Annotated in this window: 14 protein-coding genes; 7 read left to right on the forward strand and 7 right to left on the reverse strand. The window is 72.8% G+C overall.

Annotated elements, in window-relative coordinates; genetic code table 11:
• Positions 1-428: 428 nt before the first annotated feature.
• Both ABD329_RS40765 and ptsP read left to right on the forward strand, forming a co-directional pair.
• Positions 429-875, forward strand: a complete 447-nt coding sequence (locus tag ABD329_RS40765) for a PTS sugar transporter subunit IIA (protein WP_044579320.1) — start codon at positions 429-431, stop codon at positions 873-875.
• Positions 876-980: 105 nt separating this feature from the next.
• Positions 981-2,651 (forward strand): phosphoenolpyruvate--protein phosphotransferase, encoded by a 1,671-nt coding sequence (gene ptsP / locus ABD329_RS40770; protein WP_198281568.1) that lies wholly within the window; start codon positions 981-983, stop codon positions 2,649-2,651.
• A 100-nt stretch (positions 2,652-2,751) separates the two neighbouring features.
• Here the strand turns inward: ptsP and ABD329_RS40775 are convergent, their stop codons facing one another.
• Positions 2,752-3,729 carry a hypothetical protein gene (locus ABD329_RS40775; protein ID WP_198281567.1) on the reverse strand — a complete coding sequence of 326 codons (978 nt, stop codon included), beginning with the start codon at positions 3,727-3,729 and terminating at the stop codon, positions 2,752-2,754.
• 22 nt (positions 3,730-3,751) lie between these two features.
• Positions 3,752-5,107 (reverse strand): MFS transporter, encoded by a 1,356-nt coding sequence (locus ABD329_RS40780; RefSeq protein WP_344317733.1) that lies wholly within the window; start codon positions 5,105-5,107, stop codon positions 3,752-3,754.
• 48 nt (positions 5,108-5,155) lie between these two features.
• Between ABD329_RS40780 and ABD329_RS40785 the strand changes: the two genes are divergently transcribed.
• The gene (locus ABD329_RS40785; RefSeq protein WP_344317734.1) at positions 5,156-6,514 is read left to right on the forward strand and encodes an aminotransferase class I/II-fold pyridoxal phosphate-dependent enzyme; all 1,359 of its coding nucleotides are present in this window, start codon (positions 5,156-5,158) and stop codon (positions 6,512-6,514) included.
• Positions 6,515-6,743: 229 nt separating this feature from the next.
• Here ABD329_RS40785 and ABD329_RS40790 read toward each other — a convergent pair whose 3' ends face one another.
• Positions 6,744-8,762, reverse strand: coding sequence for an acetoacetate--CoA ligase (locus tag ABD329_RS40790; RefSeq protein WP_198280520.1), 2,019 nt, complete (start codon positions 8,760-8,762; stop codon positions 6,744-6,746).
• A 209-nt stretch (positions 8,763-8,971) separates the two neighbouring features.
• On the opposite strand from ABD329_RS40790, the gene ABD329_RS40795 reads away from it, so the two are divergent.
• Together ABD329_RS40795 and ABD329_RS40800 are read left to right on the forward strand one after the other, a co-directional pair.
• Positions 8,972-11,605, forward strand: coding sequence for a TIM-barrel domain-containing protein (locus ABD329_RS40795; RefSeq protein ID WP_344317736.1), 2,634 nt, complete (start codon positions 8,972-8,974; stop codon positions 11,603-11,605).
• 154 nt (positions 11,606-11,759) lie between these two features.
• Positions 11,760-12,560 (forward strand): M15 family metallopeptidase, encoded by an 801-nt coding sequence (locus tag ABD329_RS40800; RefSeq protein WP_198275396.1) that lies wholly within the window; start codon positions 11,760-11,762, stop codon positions 12,558-12,560.
• Between the two features lie 6 nt (positions 12,561-12,566).
• On the opposite strand, the gene ABD329_RS40805 is transcribed toward ABD329_RS40800, so the two are convergent.
• The 4 genes from ABD329_RS40805 to ABD329_RS40820 all read right to left on the reverse strand — a co-directional run bounded on the left by ABD329_RS40805 (position 12,567) and on the right by ABD329_RS40820 (position 16,662).
• Positions 12,567-13,379, reverse strand: a complete 813-nt coding sequence (locus ABD329_RS40805; protein WP_198275397.1) for an ABC transporter permease — start codon at positions 13,377-13,379, stop codon at positions 12,567-12,569.
• 59 nt (positions 13,380-13,438) lie between these two features.
• Complete coding sequence (locus ABD329_RS40810; protein ID WP_198275398.1) at positions 13,439-14,284, reverse strand: ABC transporter permease; 846 nt, start codon at positions 14,282-14,284, stop codon at positions 13,439-13,441.
• 1 nt (position 14,285) lies between these two features.
• Positions 14,286-15,467, reverse strand: a complete 1,182-nt coding sequence (locus ABD329_RS40815) for an ABC transporter substrate-binding protein (RefSeq protein WP_198275399.1) — start codon at positions 15,465-15,467, stop codon at positions 14,286-14,288.
• A gap of 91 nt (positions 15,468-15,558) precedes the next feature.
• Positions 15,559-16,662: an ABC transporter ATP-binding protein gene (locus ABD329_RS40820; protein WP_198275400.1), complete on the reverse strand. Its 1,104-nt coding sequence runs from the start codon at positions 16,660-16,662 to the stop codon at positions 15,559-15,561.
• A gap of 140 nt (positions 16,663-16,802) precedes the next feature.
• Between ABD329_RS40820 and ABD329_RS40825 the strand changes: the two genes are divergently transcribed.
• Together ABD329_RS40825 and ABD329_RS40830 are read left to right on the forward strand one after the other, a co-directional pair.
• Complete coding sequence (locus tag ABD329_RS40825; protein WP_309142613.1) at positions 16,803-17,306, forward strand: Zn-ribbon domain-containing OB-fold protein; 504 nt, start codon at positions 16,803-16,805, stop codon at positions 17,304-17,306.
• Complete coding sequence (locus ABD329_RS40830; protein WP_198275401.1) at positions 17,303-18,493, forward strand: lipid-transfer protein; 1,191 nt, start codon at positions 17,303-17,305, stop codon at positions 18,491-18,493. The genes ABD329_RS40825 and ABD329_RS40830 overlap by 4 nt, the downstream gene beginning before the upstream one ends.
• The last annotated feature ends 35 nt before the right edge of the window (positions 18,494-18,528 follow it).

The following is an 18,528-nucleotide window of genomic DNA, read 5'->3' on the forward strand; positions in this document are numbered from 1 at the left end:
GGCGTTGACTTTTGGCACGCTGTTGAGTTCTCAAGGAACGGACGCTTCCTTCGAAACCGTTTCACCGGTTTCTCCGGGCGCTTCCCTTCGGTGTTTCACACGCTATCAGACTATTTCCGGCTCTCCGTACCCGTGTCTCTCGCAAGGCATGCGAAAGCGGACCCGAGATTTGGATCAAGTAGCTGATGGCGCCGCCCTGAACCTTGATGTGCACGCAGATGTCCGCAGTGCTTCATCCGGTGGGCAGGGATACGACAGTACAGCGCCCCGCGCGGCCGTGGCAAATCGATTCCCGGCCCGGGCACCCCCTCCTGCCTGCGCCACGTGTGCGGAATCCGTAGTTCCTATGACTTACTCTTCTGGGCAGTGCGCTGTCCGGGACAGGTGGTGACGGCGCGTGATGAATCTTCACCTCCCGGGAGGCTCCCATGACCAGCGTGACCTCACCGGTCGCCGGCCGCGTGATCGGACTCGAAGCGGTGCCCGATCCGGTGTTCTCCGGCGCCATGGTCGGTCCGGGCACGGCGATCGACCCAGTACTCGAGCCCTTCGTGGCCGTGGCCCCGGTCGACGGCATCGTCGTCTCCCTGCACCCTCACGCGTTCGTCGTCGTGGACGGGGAGGGGCACGGTGTGCTCACCCACCTCGGCATCGACACCGTGCAGCTGAACGGTGAGGGCTTCGAGGTCCTCATCAACAAGGGGGACACCGTCAAGCGCGGTGACGCGATCGTGCGCTGGGACCCGGCCACCGCCGTGGCCGCGGGCAAGTCGCCGATCTGCCCGATCGTGGCGCTCGAGGCCACGGCCGATGCCCTGTCCGACGTCAAGGAGGACGTCGATGTGAAGACGGGCGACACACTCTTCAACTGGTGAGCCGGGCGTGCGCCCGGCGGACGATGGGGACCGGGCCGGGCGGCGCACCGCGGGTACGACATCCACCATGGCGGGGTTCCGCCGTATCGACCGGGGACGGGTGACATGGAGACAACGCTGCGAGGCGTCGGCGTGAGCCACGGGGTGGCCATCGGCGAGGTGCGCCATATGGGGACGGCGGTCCTGGAGCCGCCGGCGAAGCAGATTCCGGCCGATGAGGCGCCGCGTGAGCAGGGGCGGGCGCGCCAGGCGGTGGAGGCCGTGGCGGCCGATCTGGTCGCGCGCGGCAATCTGGCGGGCGGCGAGGCCCAGGCCGTGCTCGAGGCGCAGGCCATGATGGCGCAGGACCCGGAGCTGATGGCCGATGTCGAGCGGCGCATCACCGTGGGCAGCACCGCCGAGCGCGCGGTGTACGACGCCTTCGCCGCCTACCGGGCGCTGCTGGCGGGGGCCGGTGACTATCTGGCGGGCCGGGTGGCCGACCTCGACGACGTCCGGAACCGGATTGTGGCCCGGCTGCTGGGTGTGCCGATGCCGGGTGTGCCGGACAGCGATGAGCCGTATGTGCTGATCGCCCGGGACCTCGCCCCGGCCGACACCGCGCTGCTCGACCCGACGCTGGTGCTGGGGTTCGTGACCGAGGAGGGCGGGCCGACGAGCCACAGCGCGATCCTCGCCCGTGCCCTGGGGGTACCGGCCGTGGTCGCGCTGCCCGGTGCCGGAGATCTGGTCGAGGGAACCCTGATCGCCGTCGACGGCAGCACGGGCGAGATCTTCGTGTCCCCGAGCGAGGAGAAGCGGGCCGAGCTGACGCGCGCCGCCGAGGAGCGCCGGGCCGCGCTGGCCGCCTCCTCCGGTCCGGGTGCGACGTCGGACGGGCACAAGGTGCCGCTGCTGGCGAACGTCGGCGGACCGGCCGATGTGCCGGCGGCGGTCGAGGCGGGCGCCGAGGGTGTGGGGCTGTTCCGCACGGAGTTCCTCTTCCTCGACGACAGCACTCAGGCGCCGTCGGAGGAGAAGCAGGTCACGGCGTACCGGCAGGTGCTGGAGGCGTTCCCCGAGGGCCGGGTGGTGGTGCGGGTCCTGGACGCGGGCGCGGACAAGCCGCTGGACTTCCTCACCCCGGCCGATGAGCCCAACCCGGCGCTGGGCGTGCGCGGTCTGCGCACCCTGCTGGACCACCCCGAGGTGCTGCGGACGCAGCTCACGGCGCTGGCCAAGGCGTCGGAGGGGCTGCCGGTCTACCTCGAGGTGATGGCCCCGATGGTGGCCGACCGGCTGGACGCCAAGGCGTTCGCGGACGCGTGCCGCGAGGCGGGGCTGCGGGCCAAGTTCGGCGCGATGGTGGAGATTCCGTCCGCCGCGCTGCGGGCTCGCTCGATCCTCCAGGAGGTCGAGTTCCTCTCGCTGGGCACCAACGACCTGGCGCAGTACACCTTCGCGGCCGACCGTCAGGTCGGTGCGGTGTCGCGGCTCCAGGACCCGTGGCAGCCCGCGCTGCTCGACCTGGTGGCGGCGTCGGCGGAGGCCGCGCAGGCCGAGGGCAAGAGCTGTGGTGTCTGCGGTGAGGCCGCCTCCGATCCGCTGCTGGCGTGTGTGCTGGCCGGTCTGGGTGTCACCAGCCTCTCCATGGGTGCGGCCTCCATTCCGTATGTGCGCGCGACGCTGGCCAAGCACACGCTGGCGCAGTGCGAGCGGGCCGCCTCCGCGGCGCGCGCGGCGGACACCGCGGAGGATGCCCGCCGGGCGGCGCAGGCGGTGCTGTCCGGCGAATGAGCCGGTGAGCCGTCAGCCTTGAGCCTCGGGTGCTGAAATGTGAGCTTTGGGTTCTGAGCTGTTGATGAAGGCGTCCCGCCGCGTGGCGGGACGCCTTCGGTCATTCCGGGCGGCTGAGCGGGATGCCCGCCCGGTATTCGACGCCGTGCTCCGGAGGGATGGGTTCACCGGTCTCGGCGTCGGTGCAGTACGCGGTGAACACCTCCGCCTCGCTCAGCGGGCGCAGCCAGCCGTCCTGGAGCGCCCAGCCGCGGACCGTCTCCGGGGAATCCGCCACGATGGTGCGCAGCACCAGGCCGCCGGGGCTACGCAGGGCGAAACCACAGGCCAGGACGGTACGGAAGACCAGCCCCGAGGGCTCGGCCAGCTTCGGCGGGCCCGCTTCCCGGGCGTCGGCGTGGACCACGGCGACCAGTGAGGTTTCGTCCGCCGGGACGCTACAGACCAGATGGTGGACGCCCGGCCCGACCGCCTCGACGACGGCGCGCAGCGCGGCCCCGGCGCGGTCGAACGCGGCACGGGCGGTGGTGTCGTCGCGGCACTCCCCGTCGTGGCCGGCGCGGGAGAGCAGCGCCGTGGCGTACTCCCAGGTGGCCTGCTCCTCGGCCACGCCGATGAGCCGTGGCACCAGGCGGGCGATCGGCTGGCCCTCGTAGGTGACGGTGCCGCCCCCGGCGGCCAGCTCCGCCGTATAGCGCGTGCGGCTCGCGGCGGTGTCCGGGTCGAGCCGGGTGTCCGCGCAGAACTCCTCGTAGGCGACGGGGTCGAAGAGGGCGACGGTGGTGTGGACGCCCTTGGCGGCGAGCGCCTTCAGCAGCCCCTCCATCTCCCGTAGATACGCTCCGTGGTCGTCGAACGCGAATGACGCGTAGTGCCGCATGGCCGCGAAGTCCCGCTCGTCGGCGAGCAGGGCCACGGTGCTCGGCACCTCTCTGCGGAGGGCGCGCCGGGTGGTCTGCCTGCTCCTCGTACGCTGCCGCGTCGTCGGCTTCTGTGTCCTCGGCTTCTGTGTCTTCGGCTTCCTGTGGCCCCCCGGGCTGTTCCGGTTCCGGTGGCTTCTGCGTCCGGTGTGCGCCATGACTCCCCCTCAGCGCGGATGTTCAGTGCTCACTCACCGTAACCGGGGCCACTGACAACGCTCCGTCACCACGGTCCCGTACCAGGTGGCGCTGGGCGCCGCACATCGCGGCGAGCCCGGCGCCGAGGCCGAGCCAGCCGAGGGGGCCCGCCGCGATCGCCGCCGTCACCGCGAGCGGACCCACACTACGCTGGACGGCCTGGGCCAGGCCGTGCACGCCGAGGTAGGCGCCCTGTGCGGTGGACGGGGCGAGGACCACGGACAGCTCCCAGGAGATCGTGGCGTGCAGCATCTCCGCGACGGTGAAGGCGGTGGCCGCCAGCACCAGTGTGGTGGCCGCGAACCAGGGCGCGCCGACGGCCGAGGCGGCCAGCGCGGCCCCGCCGGCGAGGAAGGCGGCGGCCAGCGGCCACAGCGAGGTGCGTGCGGTGTGCGGGGTGGCGCCGAAGCGGGCGAACGGGACCTGGAAGAGCACCACGAGCAGGTTGTTGAGGACGAGCAGTAGGGGGACGAGTTGGTGCGGTGTGCTGGTGGCCGTCACGGCCCACAGCGGCAGGCCGACCTTGAAGACGGAGTCGTCGAGGAAGAGGACGGCCTCGCTGGCGGTGTAGGCGAGATAGCGGCGGTCGCGCCAGGGGTTGGGGGCGGTGGTCCTCCGGGGCGCGGACGCGGATTCCGCGGGGGCGGGTGCGGACTCGGAGGGAGCGGATTCACCGGGTTCCGCGGGGGCTGATCGGCCGGGTTCCGCGGATGCGGATGTGGCCGCGATACGGGAGGCCGAGGGCGGTTCGGCGCAGCCGAGGGTGAACAGTGCGGAGGCGACGAAGGAGAGCGCGTCGCCGATCAGCAGCCAGCGGTAGACGGTGACCGTGCCGCCGGTGAGTGCCGCGGCCGCCGCGAGGCCGCCGACGGCCCAGCCGACGTTCATGGCGGTGCGGCTGATGGCCTGGTAGCGGACGCGTTCGGGGCCCGCGACCCGGGTCGCGTACAGCTTGGTCAGTACGGAGGCCGCGCGGTCGCCGAGGCTGCCCACCGAGGCGATGGCGAGCAGGAGCCGGAGGTCGGTGGTGGTGAGGAGGGCCAATGAGGCGGCGGCGCGCACCAGTTGGACGGTGATGAGGAGCGGGCGCAGTCTGACGTGGTCGGCGAGGAGGCCGCCGAGGGGCGGCCCCGCGATGCCGATCGCTCCGGATACGGAGAGCAGTACGCCGATCTCGGCGGTGCTGAGCCCGGCGGCGAAGGTGAAGTAGAGCGTCGCGGTCGCGCCCCACAGACCCGAGCCGATCCGGTCGACGAAGGTGACGATCAGCATGCGTCGGCCGTCCCGGCCGCCGGGGATGCGGTCGTTGAGCGCGGTGCGGCGCGTTGGCTTGCCCACCCTGGTCCCCCTTGACATTCTCTTTTGTATTGATACAGAGTTACTTCTGTGGCGACACAATATGAGATCACCGGTGCGTCGGCCAAGGGGATTGCCGCGTCCGTCGAACAGGGCGTGGTGGAGGGGGCGTTGGCGCCCGGTACCGCGCTGCCCCCGGTGCGGCGGTTGGCCGAGCGGCTGGGCGTCAGCCCCGGCACCGTCGCGACCGCCTACAAGGAGCTGCGGCGGCGCGGGATCGTGGTGACCCAGGGGCGGGGCGGCACGGTGGTCGCCCCGACACCCGCCGTCGCCTCGCGTCGCCCGCCGCCGGTGCCGGACGGGGTGCGCGATCTGGCGGGCGGTCATCCCGATCCGGCCTTCCTGCCCGCTCTGCTGCCGACCGCCCGGCTCTCCCCCGGAGTGCGGTCGCACCGCGCCCAGCCCCGGCTGGCCGGTCTGGAGGAGCTGACCCGCGCCTGGTACGAGCGCGACGGCGTACCGACCGAGCACCTGACCTTCGCCCATGGCGCGCTCGACTGCGTGGCCCGGCTGCTGTCCGTCGAGCTCAGGCCCGGTGACGCCGTGGCGATGGAGGACCCCGGCTACCACCATCTGCTGGACCTCGTCCCGGCGCTGGGGCTGCGGAGCGTGCCGGTGGCCGTGGACGACGAGGGGATCCGGCCGGACGCGCTGCGGGCTGCGCTGCGGGCGGGGGCGCGTGCGCTGATCTGTAGCCCGCGTGGGCAGAACCCTTACGGCGGCTGGTTCTCGGCGGGGCGGCGGGATGCGCTGCTGAAGGTTTTGGGTGAGGCGGCGGGTGAGGTGCTGGTGATCGAGGACGATCATGCGGCGGATGTCGCGGGGGTGCCGTTGTACAGCCTCACGGCGGGGGGTGGTGGTACGGCCGGTGGCTTGGGGGGCTCGGGTCGTCCGGCGCGGTGGGCGCAGGTGCGTACTGTCTCCAAGCACCTGGGGACCGATCTGCGGTGGGGCGCGCTCGCCTGCGACCGTACGACGCTGGCGCGCCATGACGGCCGCATGCTGCTGACATCGGGCTGGGTCAGCCATGTGCTCCAGGAGACGGTCGCCCGGCTGATGACCGACCCGGAGACCCAGGGTCTGGTGGCCGCGGCGCGGTCCGCCTACGCCCGGCGGCGTGAGGCCCTGCTGGCGGCGCTGTCGGCCCGGGGGATCGCAGCGCACGGGGCGAGCGGAATGAATGTGTGGGTGCCGGTGCGGGACGAGGCGGCGGTGGTCAACGGGTTGCGGACGCGGGGGTGGTGGGTGGCGGCCGGTGCGAGGTTTCGGCTGGCGGCGGGGGCGGGGGTGCGGATTACGACGGCGGGGTTGGGGGAGGTGGACGCGGGGGTGTTGGCGGGGGATTTGGCGGGGGTGTTGGGGGAGGCGCAGGCGACGTATGGGGGGTAGGCGGGGTTGTTCCCCCACCCCGCCCCTTCCCGAAACCGGGGCTCCGCCCCGGGCCCCGCCGGGGCTCCGCCCCTGGACCCCGCTCCTCAAACGCCGGAGGGGCTGGAATATGGGCCGATCCACTCCCTCGGCCCGAGCAAGGCTCAACCCCTCGGCCCCGCTCGTCGAACGCCGGAGGGGCTGGGAAGCACGTCGGAGAAGCTGGGAAGTACGCCCGTGCGGCTGAAGGCTACGCCCCCGCCCCGCCCCTCTCCCGGGCCAAGCGCTCGTAGTACCGCAGCAGTTCCACATCATCCACCGACCCCGGGTTCACCGCCTTGTCCAAGGACGTGCCCTGGAGGAGGCGCTTGACCGGGACCTCGATGCGTTTTCCGGTGAGGGTGTGGGGGACGCCGGGGACCTCGATGACCTCGTCGGGGACGTGGCGGGGGGAGAGTTGGGTGCGGATGGTGGTTTTGATGCGGGTCAGGAGTTCCTCGTTCAGGGTGGCGCCGGGGGCCAGGTGGACGAAGAGGGGCATCCAGTAGCCGCCGTCGGGTTGTTCGACGCCGATGACGAGGGATTCGCGGATCTCGGGGAGGCGTTCGACCGCCTCGTAGATGTCGGCGGAGCCCATGCGGACGCCCTGGCGGTTGAGGGTGGAGTCGGAGCGGCCGTGGATGATCACGGTGCCTCGGGAGGTCAGGGTGATCCAGTCGCCGTGGCGCCAGGCGCCGGGGAACATCTCGAAGTAGCTGTCGCGGTAGCGGAGGCCGTCGGGGTCGTTCCAGAAGCGGACGGGCATCGACGGCATGGGGCGGGCCACGATCAGCTCGCCGACCTCGTCGACCACCGGTTCGCCCCGCGGGTCCCACGCCTGGAGGTCGGTGCCGAGGCCGGGGGCCTGGAGCTCGCCGATGTAGACGGGGAGGGTGGGCACGGCGCCCGCGAAGCAGCTGCACACGTCGGTGCCGCCGCTGACGGAGGCGATCCACATGTCCTCGGCCACCTCGTCGTGGATCCACCGGAAGCCGTCCGGCGGCAGGGGCGAGCCGGTGGTGGCCACGCATTTCACGGTGGAGAGGTCGAAGTCGCGGCCCGGGTGGACGTCGGCCTTGCGGCAGGCCATGACGTACGCGGCGGAGGTGCCGTAGAGCGTGGTGCCGGTGCGTTCGGCGACGCGCCACTGGGCGGCGGTGTCCGGGTAGCCGGGGCTGCCGTCGTAGAGGACGACGGTGGCGCCCACCAGCAGGCCGGACACCAGGAAGTTCCACATCATCCAGCCGGTGGAGGTGTACCAGAAGAAGCGGTCGTCGGGGCCGATGTCGCAGTGGAGACCGAGCTGCTTGAGGTGTTCGAGCAGGATGCCGCCCTGGGACTGGACGATCGCCTTGGGCAGGCCGGTGGTGCCGGAGGAGTAGAGCACCCACAGCGGGTGGTCGAAGGGGAGCTGTTCGAAGACCGGTTCCGCCGGTTCGCGGACGATGTCGTCCCACACCAGCGTGGACTCGGGGGCGGGGGTGCCCAGCAGCGGGATGTGGACGACGGCGCGCAGGCTGGGCAGCTCGGCGCGCAGCTCGGCCACGGTGGCGGTGCGGTCGTGGGTCTTTCCGCCGTAGCGGTAGCCGTCGACGGTGAAGAGCACCACCGGTTCGACCTGCTGGAAGCGGTCCAGGACGCTGCGGGCGCCGAAGTCGGGGGCGCAGGAGGTCCACACGGCGCCGACGGCGGCAGCGGCCAGGAGAGCCACGGTGGCCTGGGGGATGTTGGGGACGTAGCCGCTGACCCGGTCGCCCGGGCGGACGCCGAGGCGGCGCAGCTCGGCGGCGACCGCGCCGACCTGGCCGCGCAGCTCGGCCCAGCTGACCGGGCGCGGGTCCTGGACCTCGTCGACGTGGAGCAGCGCGGGGTCGTCGGCGCGGGCGGGGTCCTCGGCGGCGCGCAGGGCGTGCTCGGCGTAGTTGAGGGTGGCGCCGGGGAACCAGTGGGCGCCGGGCATGGTGGCATCGGCGAGCACCCGCTGGTACGGGGAGGCGAAGCGCACCTCGAACCACTCGGCGACCGCCCCCCAGAAGGTCTCCAGCTCCGCCACCGACCACCGGTGCAGCGCGGCGTAGCTCGCGGTGGGGTCGTCCGGGACGGGCGCGGGGGCACCGTGCCGCTCGGCCGCCCAGGCGTGGAAGGCGGTCAGCCGGGACCGGGCGATCCGGTCCGCGCCGGGCTGCCACAGGGGGTGCGGCCGGTGGTCGGAGTGGGCTGCGGTGGTCATGGGTGTCGGCTCCCGGGCTGTCCGCGTCGGATGTGTCCGTGGGTGGCACATCCGCCTCGTATGCGTCCGGTCGTGACGATGCCATGTGATCGACTCCCGCACCAGGGGCGCCACTCCACATCACAGGGCGGGATCATGTGCGAGGACCACAGGTGAACGGCAGTTGAACCATGTCTCTGCCGGGCGTCGGCAATGGCAGGCTGATCAGTATGGATGCGCGTGACCTGGTGCGGTCGGAGAAGCTGGTGCGGTCGGTGAGGGTGCTCTGCACCGCGCAGGGGCTGCGGTCACTGCGCTCGGCGTGGCGGCGTCGGCGTTCCGACGCGGCCGCGCTGCCCCGCCGGGGCGCCGAGCTGGCCCGGGTGCCGGGTGCGGTGCAGGGGGCCGATCCGGAGCCGGGGGGCGGGGTGGTGCGGTTCGCGCGGTCCTCGCTGCGGGTGCGGGTGACCACGGGCGGCGCGGTGTTCTGCGGCTGGGACGGGGCCGAGCCGGAGCCGTCGTACGCGCTGGACGGGCCCTGTCCGGAGGCGGACGAGCGGGCCGAACTGGAGCCGGACACCGGTGGCGGCTGGCGGGTGGTGTCGGAGCGGGTCACGGTGACGGTGGGGCGGACCGGCACGGTGGAGGTGCGTACCCCGGGCGGGGTCGTGCTGCGGCGGGATCTGCCGCCGCGGTGGTGGGAGCCTGCCGGGGCGCGGGGGCCGGCGGGGCCGAGCGCGGGAGCGGGGTCAGGGCCGGGGGTGGGGCTCGCGGAGCCGGGGCTGGGGGTCGGATCCGCCGAGCCACGGCTCGCGGAGCCGGGGGCGGGGGCGGGAGCCTCGGAACCAGGGGCCTCAGGGCCGGGAGCCTCGGAACCGGGATCCGCTGAGCCGGGTGCGGGGCCCCGGCCCGCTGATGCCGGGCTCGGGCCGGGGCTGGTCGGGGAGGGCGCACGCTGGCTCCAGCTGTCCGAAGTGGCCGCGGACGCGCGCTTCTTCGGGCTCGGCGGACGGGCCTCCGGGCCCCGGCTGCGGGACGGGGTGTACCGGCTGTGGAACACCGATCCCGGCGGCAGCTTCGAGCCGGGGGACGATCCGCTGTATCTGACCATGCCGGTGCAGCTGGTGGTGGCCGACGCGGGCACCCACCTGGTGTTCCACGACAACTCCTGGGACGGCACGGTCACCCTGCGGGAGGGCGAGGAGGGCGCGGGCTCCGGCCATGACCGGCCCGGCTGCTGCCGTACGCGGATGGAGGGCGGCCCGCTGCGCTACTGGGTGATCGTGGGCACCACCCCGGCGCGGGTGCTGCACGGCTGGACGGCGCTGACCGGCGCCCCGGCGGTGCCGCCGAGGTGGGCGCTCGGCCACCACCACGCGCGCTGGGGATTCCGCGACGCGGAGGAGGTCCGGCGGGTGGTGGCGGGCTACCGGGAGCGGGATCTGCCGCTGTCCGCGCTGCACCTGGACATCGACCACCTCATCGGCCACCGGGTGTTCACGGTGGACGGCGCGCGCTTCCCCGATCTGCCGGGGCTCGCCGCCGAGCTGCTCGAGGACGGGGTGCGGCTGGTGTCGATCGTCGACCCGGCGGTGAAGGCGGAGCCGGGCAACGCGGTGTACGAGAGCGGGGCGGCGGACGACGTCTTCGTGCGCGACGCCCGGGGGCGTGAGGTGCGCGGCGTGGTGTGGGCGGGCGAGTCGGTGTTCCCCGACTTCACCGATCCGCGGGTGCGCAAGTGGTGGGGCGGGCTGTACGCGGAGCGGCTGGCGCAGGGCTTCTCCGGGGTGTGGCACGACATGAACGAACCGGTGTCGTTCGCCGCCTTCGGCGAGACCACGCTGCCGCGCTCGGCCCGGCACGCCCTGGAGGGCCGGGGCGGCGACCACCGGGAGGCGCACAACGTCTACGGGCTGGCGATGGCGCGGGCCGGCTACGAGGGGCTGTGCGAGCTGCGCCCCGACGAGCGGCCGTTTCTCTTCTCGCGCTCGGGGTGGGCGGGGCTCCAGCGGTACGGGGGCAGCTGGTCCGGTGACGTGGCCACGGGCTGGGCGGGGCTGCGGGCCTCGCTGTCGCTGGTGATCGGGCTGGGCCTGTCCGGGGTGCCGTATTCGGGGCCCGACATCGGTGGCTTCACCGGCTCTCCCTCGCCGGAGCTGTATCTGCGGTGGTTCCAGCTGGGCGCGTATCTGCCGCTGTTCCGCACCCATTCGGCGATCTCGGCGGGGCGGCGGGAGCCGTGGGAGTTCGGGGCGCGGGTGCTGGAGCACGCGGCGGCGGCGCTGCGTGAACGGCAGCGGCTGCTGCCGTACTTCACCACGCTGGCGCAGCTGGCCGCGCGCACCGGCGCCCCGTATGTGCGGCCCGTCTGGTGGCGGACGCCCAAGGACCGGGCGCTGCGCGACTGCGAGGACGCCTTTCTTCTGGGGGACGCGCTGCTGGTGGCGCCGGTGCTGGAGGAGGGCGCCCGGCGCCGCCCGGTCCGGCTGCCGCGCGGCCGCTGGTACGACACGGTGACCGGCCGGGCGTACCACGGGCCCGGCCAGGTGGTGCTGGACGCTCCCCTGTCGGGCATTCCGGTGCTGGCGCGGGCCGGTTCGGTGGTGCCGGTGGCGGCGCCCGGCGGCGGGGTGGAACTGGAGGTGTGGACCCCGTGCGCGGGCCGCAAGGGCGCGGGCGCGGGCTCGCTGGCCGTGGACACCGGCGACGGCTGGGAGAAGCCGGAACTGCTGCGCTTCACCACCCGGCTGCGGGACGGCGAGGTGACGATCGAGCGCGAGGGTGGCGGCGAGGTGGGCTACCCGGTACGCGTACGGGGCGAGGCCCCGCCCTCCGAGGACCGCCGCGGCCCCCGAGCGAGCTGACCGCGACGCGGCCTGCCCAGTGCGCCGCCCCGGGCGGCGATCGGGCGGGCCGCCGCGCGGCGGCCCCGGCGCGACGGCTCCCAGGGATATCCGCGGACGCGGGCTCGCGGACGCGGGCTTGTTTTCGCTTCCCCGGCTGGGATAAGTGATGGGCATGCCAAGACTCGCCGTCGCACTGCGTGCGCTCGCTCTGCCCGTTGCCGCTCTGCTGGCCGTCGCGCCGTACACCCCGGCGCAGGCGAAGGCGGAGCCCAAGGCCCCGAAGGAGTTCGTGGCCCTCCAGGACGTCGATCCGACGATTCGCCAGGAGATCCGCTACTTCACGCCGCACAACTTCACCGGCGATCCGGTGGACGGATACCGCCGGCCGATGTGCATCCTGACCCGCCCGGCCGCCGAGGCGCTGCGTCGGGCGCAGCGCCAACTGCTCCGGCGCGGCTACACCTTGAAGGTGTACGACTGCTATCGGCCGCAGCGCGCGGTGAACGACTTCGTGGAGTGGGCCAAGGATCTGGGCGATCAGCGGATGAAGGGCGAGTTCTACCCGGAGGTCGACAAGACGCGGCTGTTCGAGGACGGCTATATCGCCGAGAAGTCGGGGCACAGCCGGGGCAGCACCGTGGATCTGACGATCGCTCGGCTGCCCGCGCCGCCCACCCGCCCGTATGTGCCGGGCGAGAAGCTGGTGCCGTGCTACGCGGCCAAGAAGGACCGCTTCCCGGACAACTCCGTGGACATGGGCACCGGTTATGACTGCTTCGACACGCGCTCGCACACCCTCGACCCGCGGATCAAGGGGGTGCAGCGGGCCAACCGGCTGCTGCTCAAGGGCACGTTGGAGAAGCTCGGGTTCGTCAATCTGGCCGAGGAGTGGTGGCACTACACCTTCAAGCCGGAGCTGTTCCCGGACACCTACTTCGACTTCCCCGTCTCGCGCCGCTCGCTGACCGGCTGAGCGGCCTCACAGCCGTCCCCCCGCCGTGTCCGAGGACAGCCGCTGGGCGATGTACACGGGCACCACGGACACCAGGATGAGCAGCGCTGCGACGACGTTGACGACGGGGGCCTGGTGGGGGCGGGCCAGGTTCTCGTAGATCCAGATGGGCAGGGTGCGGGTGCCGGGCCCGGCGGTGAAGGTCGTGACGACGATCTCGTCGAAGGAGAGCGCGAAGGCGAGCAGCCCGCCCGCGAAGAGCGCCGAGCGCATGGCCGGGAAGGTGACGTACCGGAAGGTCTGCCAGGAGCGCGCCCCGAGGTCGGCGGACGCCTCGGCCAGGGAGGGTGCGATACGGCGCAGCCGGGCGCCGATGTTGTTGAAGACGATGACGACGCAGAACGTGGCGTGCCCGACGACCACCGTGAACAGGCCGAAGCCGATGCCGATCGGGTCGAGGACGGTGCGGAAGGCGGCGTTGAGGGCGATGCCGCTGACGATGCCGGGCAGCGCGATCGGCAGGACGAGCAGGAAGGACACGGTCCGCCGCCCGAAGAAGCGGTGCCGGTGGACGGCGTACGCGGCGAGGGTGCCCAGGCCCAGGGCGATCGCGGTGGCGGCGAGCCCGGCCTTGAGCGAGGTGAGCAGGGCCTCGCGGGCGCCGTCGCTGTGCAGGGCCGCCCGCCACCAGCGGCCGGTGAGGCCGCTGGGCGGCCAGCCGAAGGAGCGGTCGGCGTTGAAGGAGTTGAGCAGCACCAGCAGCAGGGGTACGTAGACGATCGCGAGGCCGGCCGCGGTGACACAGCCGAGGACCACTCGGGCGGTGCGCGAGAGGCGCATGGGCCCACCTCCTGGGGCGACTAAGGCAATTACTCAGGCAACTGGGGCGGCTGGAGCGGCTAGAGCGAGTCGAGGGCGCCCGCGCGGCGTACGGCGGCCAGGTAGCAGACGATGAGGACCACGGGTACGGCGGAGAGCGCGGCGGCCATCGGCAGATCCAGGGTGACCTGTGAGGCGATCACATTGCCCAGCAGCTGGGTCTTGCCGCCGACGATCTGCACGGTGAGGTAGTCGCCCAGGCTGAGCGAGAAGGTGAAGACGGATCCGGCGAGCACGGCGGGGCGCACGGCGGGCAGGACGACGGAGCGCAGGGTCCGCCAGGCGCCGGCGCCGAGGTCGGCCGAGGCCTCCAGCATCCGCTCGGGGAGCCGTTCGAGGGCCGCGTACACCGGAAGGATCATGTACGGCAGCCAGAGGTAGGCGAGCACGATGACGACGGCGGTGGTGCCGTAGCCGGGCCCGTGCAGCCCGAACGGGTCGAGGGCGGCACCCACGACGCCGCCCTCGCCGAGCATGACCCGCCAGGCGTACGCCTTGACCAGGTAGCCGGCCCACAGCGGGGTGAGCACGGCGACCAGCAGCGGCCGCCGCCAGCGCCGCCCCGCGACCCGCGCCATGCAGAACGCCATGGGCAGGGCGAGGAGCGCGTCGATGACGGTGACGGCGGCCGCGATGGACAGGGTGCGCAGGGCGATGGTGCGGTAGACGGGGGTGGTCAGCAGCTCGTGGAAGTTGTCGGTGTTCCAGGTGTGGACGACGTCGGAGGTGAAGGAGTCGGTGGCCCAGAAGGCCGACAGCAGCAGGATCGCGAGCGAGCCCAGATAGGCCAGGGTCAGCCAGAGCAGGGGCGGGGCGAGGAGCGCGGTGAGGCGCAGCCGCGAGCCTGAGGTGGGCGCGGCGGGCATCTCAGCCCTTGACCTCCGTCCAGGCCCGGGTCCACTGGGCGTAGTCGGTGCAGGTGGCGTCCTTACGGCCGTCGAGGCAGTCCTTGATGGGCGTGGTCCAGAAGTGGACGCGCTGGAAGTACTTCTCGTCGTCCGCGTGGAAGATCGCGCAGTGGTTCGGGTCGGAGGTCTCGGCGCACGCCTTACGGTTGGACGGAGCCTCGCCGAAGTACTCCGCCACCTGGGCGTTGACCTTGGGCGAGACGATCCAGTCGAGCCACTTGTAGGTGCAGTTGGGGTGCTCGGCCTTGGCGGACACCATCCAGGTGTCGGACCAGCCGGTGGCACCCTCCTTGGGGAGCACCGCCTTGACCGGGGCCTTCTCGGCCTTGGTGAGGTTGGCGATGACCTGCCAGGTGGTGCCGATGACGCTGTCGCCGCCCTTGAAGGCGGTGATCTCCTTCTGGTAGTCGCTCCAGTACTCCCCCACCGCCTTGTGCTGCTTCTTCAGCAGGGACACGGCCGCGTCGAGTTGCTTCTGGTCGAGCGCGTAGGGGTTCTTGATGCCGAGCGAGGGCTTGGCGCGCATCAGATAGAGCGCGGCGTCGGCGATGTAGATGGGCGAGTCGTAGGCGGTGACGTGTCCCCCGTACCGCGCGGAGTCGTCGAAGACGGCGCGCCAGGAGTCGGGCGCGGGCTTCACCTTGTCGGTGCGGTACATGAGGAGGTTGGCGCCCCGGCCGTGCGGAATGCCGTACATCCGGCCGTCCTTGGAGTTGAACGGCTGCTGTTTGAGGGCCGGGAAGATGTCCTTGTAGTTGGGGACCAGCTTGGTGTTGACGGGGGCCGCGTCGCCGGAGGCGATGAGGCGCAGGGTGGCGTCGCCTGAGGCGGAGACCGTGTCGTACTGCCCGGTCTTCATCAGCGAGACCATCTCGTCGGAGGTGCCGGCCGTCTTGGTGTTCACCTGGCAGCCGGTCTTCTTCTCGAACGGGTGAACCCAGTCCACCTTGGGGTCGTTGGAGCCGTCCTCGGCGTAGCCGGCCCAGGCGATGATGTTGACCTTGCCTTCGCCCTTACCGAGCTTGTCGGGTGCGTGGCCGCCCTTGTCGTCACCGCCGCCCGAGCCGCATCCGGCCGCGGTCAGCAGCAGCACGCAGACCGCGGCCGCGGACCTCCACGCAGACGTCTTCCGTTTCCGCATCCGGTCCTCCTCGTCCCACTAGGCACTTGAGGCCCGGCCAGTATCGGGCGGGCGCCAGGCCCTCGCCAGGGTGCCGTCGGCAATGACAAGGTCAACTCGGTACCGGGAAGGCGTCCTTCTCGTCCCAGGACAGCCCGATCTCGCCGTCCAGGCGGGCGGATTGGGGGAGTCCGTCGAGGTTCTGGCGGAGCACGGTGAGCCGATCGCCGTGCGGAAGCGCGATGGTGAAGCGGGTGTGCGCCCCGGCGTGCACGATATCGGTGACGCGCCCCGTGACGGCCCGTCGGCCGTCAGCGGCCGCCGCGGCTTCGGCGGGCGGCTCAGCGGACCGTTCCCCGGGCGCTTCCAAGGGCTCGGTGAGCAGGATCCGCTCGGGCCGTATGGAGTACGTGCCGGGGCGGCCCACGACACGCACCGCCGCCTCGCCGCGCAGCAGGTTGGTAGTGCCGACGAAGCCCGCGACGAAGGCGGTGGCGGGGCGTTCGTACACCTCGACCGGCGGGCCGGTCTGCTCGATGCGGCCGTCGCGGACCACGGCGATGCGGTCGCTCATGGTCAGCGCCTCGTCCTGGTCGTGGGTGACCAGGAGGAAGGTGATGCCGGTGGTCCGCTGCAACTCCTTGAGCTCGGTCTGCATCTCCTGCCGCAGCGCCAGGTCGAGCGCGCCGAGCGGTTCGTCGAGCAGCAGCACGGCGGGCCGGTCGACGAGGGCGCGGGCGAGGGCGACGCGCTGGCGCTGGCCGCCGGAGAGCTCGCCGGGGCGGCGGGCGGCGAAGCCGTCCAGCCGTACGGTGGTCAGCGCCTCGCGGGCGCGGGCGAGCCGCTCGGCCTTGCGGACGCCGCGCACGGTCAGGGCGTAGGCGACGTTCTGCTCGACGGTCATGTGCGGGAAGAGCGCGTAGTCCTGGAAGACGGTGTGCGCGTCACGGCGGTTGGGGGGCGTCGCGGTGACGTCCTGTCCGGCGAGTTCGATACGCCCCGCGGTGGGCTGTTCGAACCCCGCGACCAGCCGCAGCAGCGTCGTCTTCCCCGAGCCGGAGGGCCCGAGCAGCGAGAAGAACTCGCCCTCGCGGACGGTGAGATCGACGGCGTCCACCGCGCGCACCGCCCCGAAGTCCTTGGTGACGGCCTCGAGCCGGACGGCCGTGCGCGTCGTCGTGGTTCCGGTCCGCGTCCTGGTCTCCGTCTCCGTCACCGACCGCTCCCCTCGCCCTTCGGCTGATCAGGCCCGTGATCGCGGCCTGTGATCGCGGTCACTGTACCGGGGTTACGCGCGCCGCGGTCCCCGTGCCACACTTCTGACACATCGTCAGTTACGAGGTATCGGGAGGGGCCGTGTCCCCCACACGTGTGCCCGTGGTCGAGGGGTGGTTCACCGCCGAGGGCGGGGAGTTCCGGCTGCTGGGGACGTGCTGCCGGGACTGCGGGGCGGTGTACTTCCCCCGGGAGGACACCTTCTGCCGCGCCCCGGGCTGCGCGGGCACCGAGCTGGCGGAGGTCCCGCTGTCCCGCCGCGGGCGGGTGTGGTCGTACACCGACGGCCGCTACCGGCCGCCCGCCCCCTACCCGTCCGACCCCGAGCGCACCTGGCGCCCGTACACGCTCATCGCCGTGGAGCTGGCCGCCGAGCGGATGGTGGTGCTGGGCCAGGGCGCCCCCGGGGTGACCGTGGCCGATCTGGCCATCGGCTTGGAGGTGGAGGTGGTGCCGGGGGTGCTGGCCGAGGAGGACGGGCGCACCCTCACCACCTGGCACTGGCGGCCGGTTCCCGGGGAGGGGCGCGTCCCCGGGGAGCGGCCGGTTCCCGACGGGCGGCCCGGTCCCGGGGAGGCGTCATGACCGGTGAGGTGGCGGTGCTCGGCGCCGGGATGCACCCCTGGGGGAAGTGGGGCCGCGGCTTCGTGGAGTACGGCACGAAGGCGGCGCGGGCCGCGCTGGCGGACGCCGGGCTCGAGTGGTCCGCGATCCAGTCCGTGGTCGGCGCCAACACCGTGCGCTGCGGCTATCCGGGGCAGGTCGCGGGCGCGACCTTCGCCAAGGCGCTGGGCTGGCAGGGCGCCCGCGTCACCAGCGTGTACGCGGCCTGCGCGTCCGGCGCGCGGGCCATCGACACCGCCCGCGCCCAGATCCTGTCGGGTATGGCGGACACGGTTCTGGTGGTGGGCTCCGACGCGGCGCCCAAGGGGTTCTTCGCCCCCGCGGGCGGTGAGCGGCCGGACGATCCGGACTGGCTGCGCTTCCGGGTGCTGGGCGCCACCAACCCCGCCTATTTCGCGCTCTGGGCGCGCCGCCGGATGGCGCTCTACGGCGACACGGCCGAGGACTTCGCGCGGGTGAAGGTGAAGAACGCGGCTGCGGGCGCCGCCAATCCGTACGCCCGCTACCGCTCCCCCGTCACCGCCGAGGAGGTCGCCGCGTCCCCGGTCGTCGCCGATCCGCTGCGGCTGCTGGACATCTGCGCGACCTCCGACGGGGCGGCGGCGCTGGTGCTCGGCAGCATGGAGACGGCGCGGCGGCTCGGGATGGCGCGCCCGGTCCGCGTCCGCGCCGTCTCGTCGGTCTCCCCCACCCATCCGCGCACCGCGCTGGACCTGCCGGACATCGCCACCGACTCCGCACCGCCGGGCTCCCCCGTCCCCGATCCGTTCCGGCCCTCCATCGCGCGGGCCGCGTACGAGGAGGCGGGTCTCGGACCGGAGGATCTGTCGCTGGCCGAGGTGTACGACCTGTCCACCGCCCTGGAGCTGGAGTGGTACGAGGACCTGGGGCTGTGCGCGCCCGGTGAGGGCGCGAAGCTGCTGCGCGAGGGGGCCACGGCGCCGGGCGGGCGGATCCCGGTCAATCCGAGCGGGGGGCTGGCGTCCTTCGGGGAGGCGGTTCCGGCGCAGGCCATCGCCCAGGTGTGTGAGCTGACCTGGCAGCTGCGCGGGCAGGCGGGCGAGCGGCAGGTGCCGGGCGCGCGCGCCGGGATCACCGTGAATCAGGGGCTGTTCGGACACGGCTCATCGGTCGTCGCGGTCCGCTGAGCGGCGTCCGGGAAGCGACTCCGCGGTGGCTACCG

The sequence above is a fragment of the Streptomyces javensis genome, assembly GCF_039525925.1.
In the GTDB taxonomy this organism is placed as follows: domain Bacteria; phylum Actinomycetota; class Actinomycetes; order Streptomycetales; family Streptomycetaceae; genus Streptomyces; species Streptomyces asiaticus.

Bases quoted from the DNA above. Each gene is read 5' to 3' on its own strand.
- ABD329_RS40815 (WP_198275399.1), bottom strand. From the start codon at position 15,467: ATGCGGAAACGGAAGACGTCTGCGTGGAGGTCCGCGGCCGCGGTCTGC.
- ABD329_RS40800 (WP_198275396.1), top strand. From the start codon at position 11,760: ATGCCAAGACTCGCCGTCGCACTGCGTGCGCTCGCTCTGCCCGTTGCC.
- ABD329_RS40775 (WP_198281567.1), bottom strand. From the start codon at position 3,729: ATGGCGCACACCGGACGCAGAAGCCACCGGAACCGGAACAGCCCGGGG.
- ABD329_RS40765 (WP_044579320.1), top strand. From the start codon at position 429: ATGACCAGCGTGACCTCACCGGTCGCCGGCCGCGTGATCGGACTCGAA.
- ABD329_RS40805 (WP_198275397.1), bottom strand. From the start codon at position 13,379: ATGCGCCTCTCGCGCACCGCCCGAGTGGTCCTCGGCTGTGTCACCGCG.
- ABD329_RS40790 (WP_198280520.1), bottom strand. From the start codon at position 8,762: ATGACCACCGCAGCCCACTCCGACCACCGGCCGCACCCCCTGTGGCAG.
- ptsP (WP_198281568.1), top strand. From the start codon at position 981: ATGGAGACAACGCTGCGAGGCGTCGGCGTGAGCCACGGGGTGGCCATC.
- ABD329_RS40810 (WP_198275398.1), bottom strand. From the start codon at position 14,284: ATGCCCGCCGCGCCCACCTCAGGCTCGCGGCTGCGCCTCACCGCGCTC.
- ABD329_RS40830 (WP_198275401.1), top strand. From the start codon at position 17,303: ATGACCGGTGAGGTGGCGGTGCTCGGCGCCGGGATGCACCCCTGGGGG.
- ABD329_RS40795 (WP_344317736.1), top strand. From the start codon at position 8,972: ATGGATGCGCGTGACCTGGTGCGGTCGGAGAAGCTGGTGCGGTCGGTG.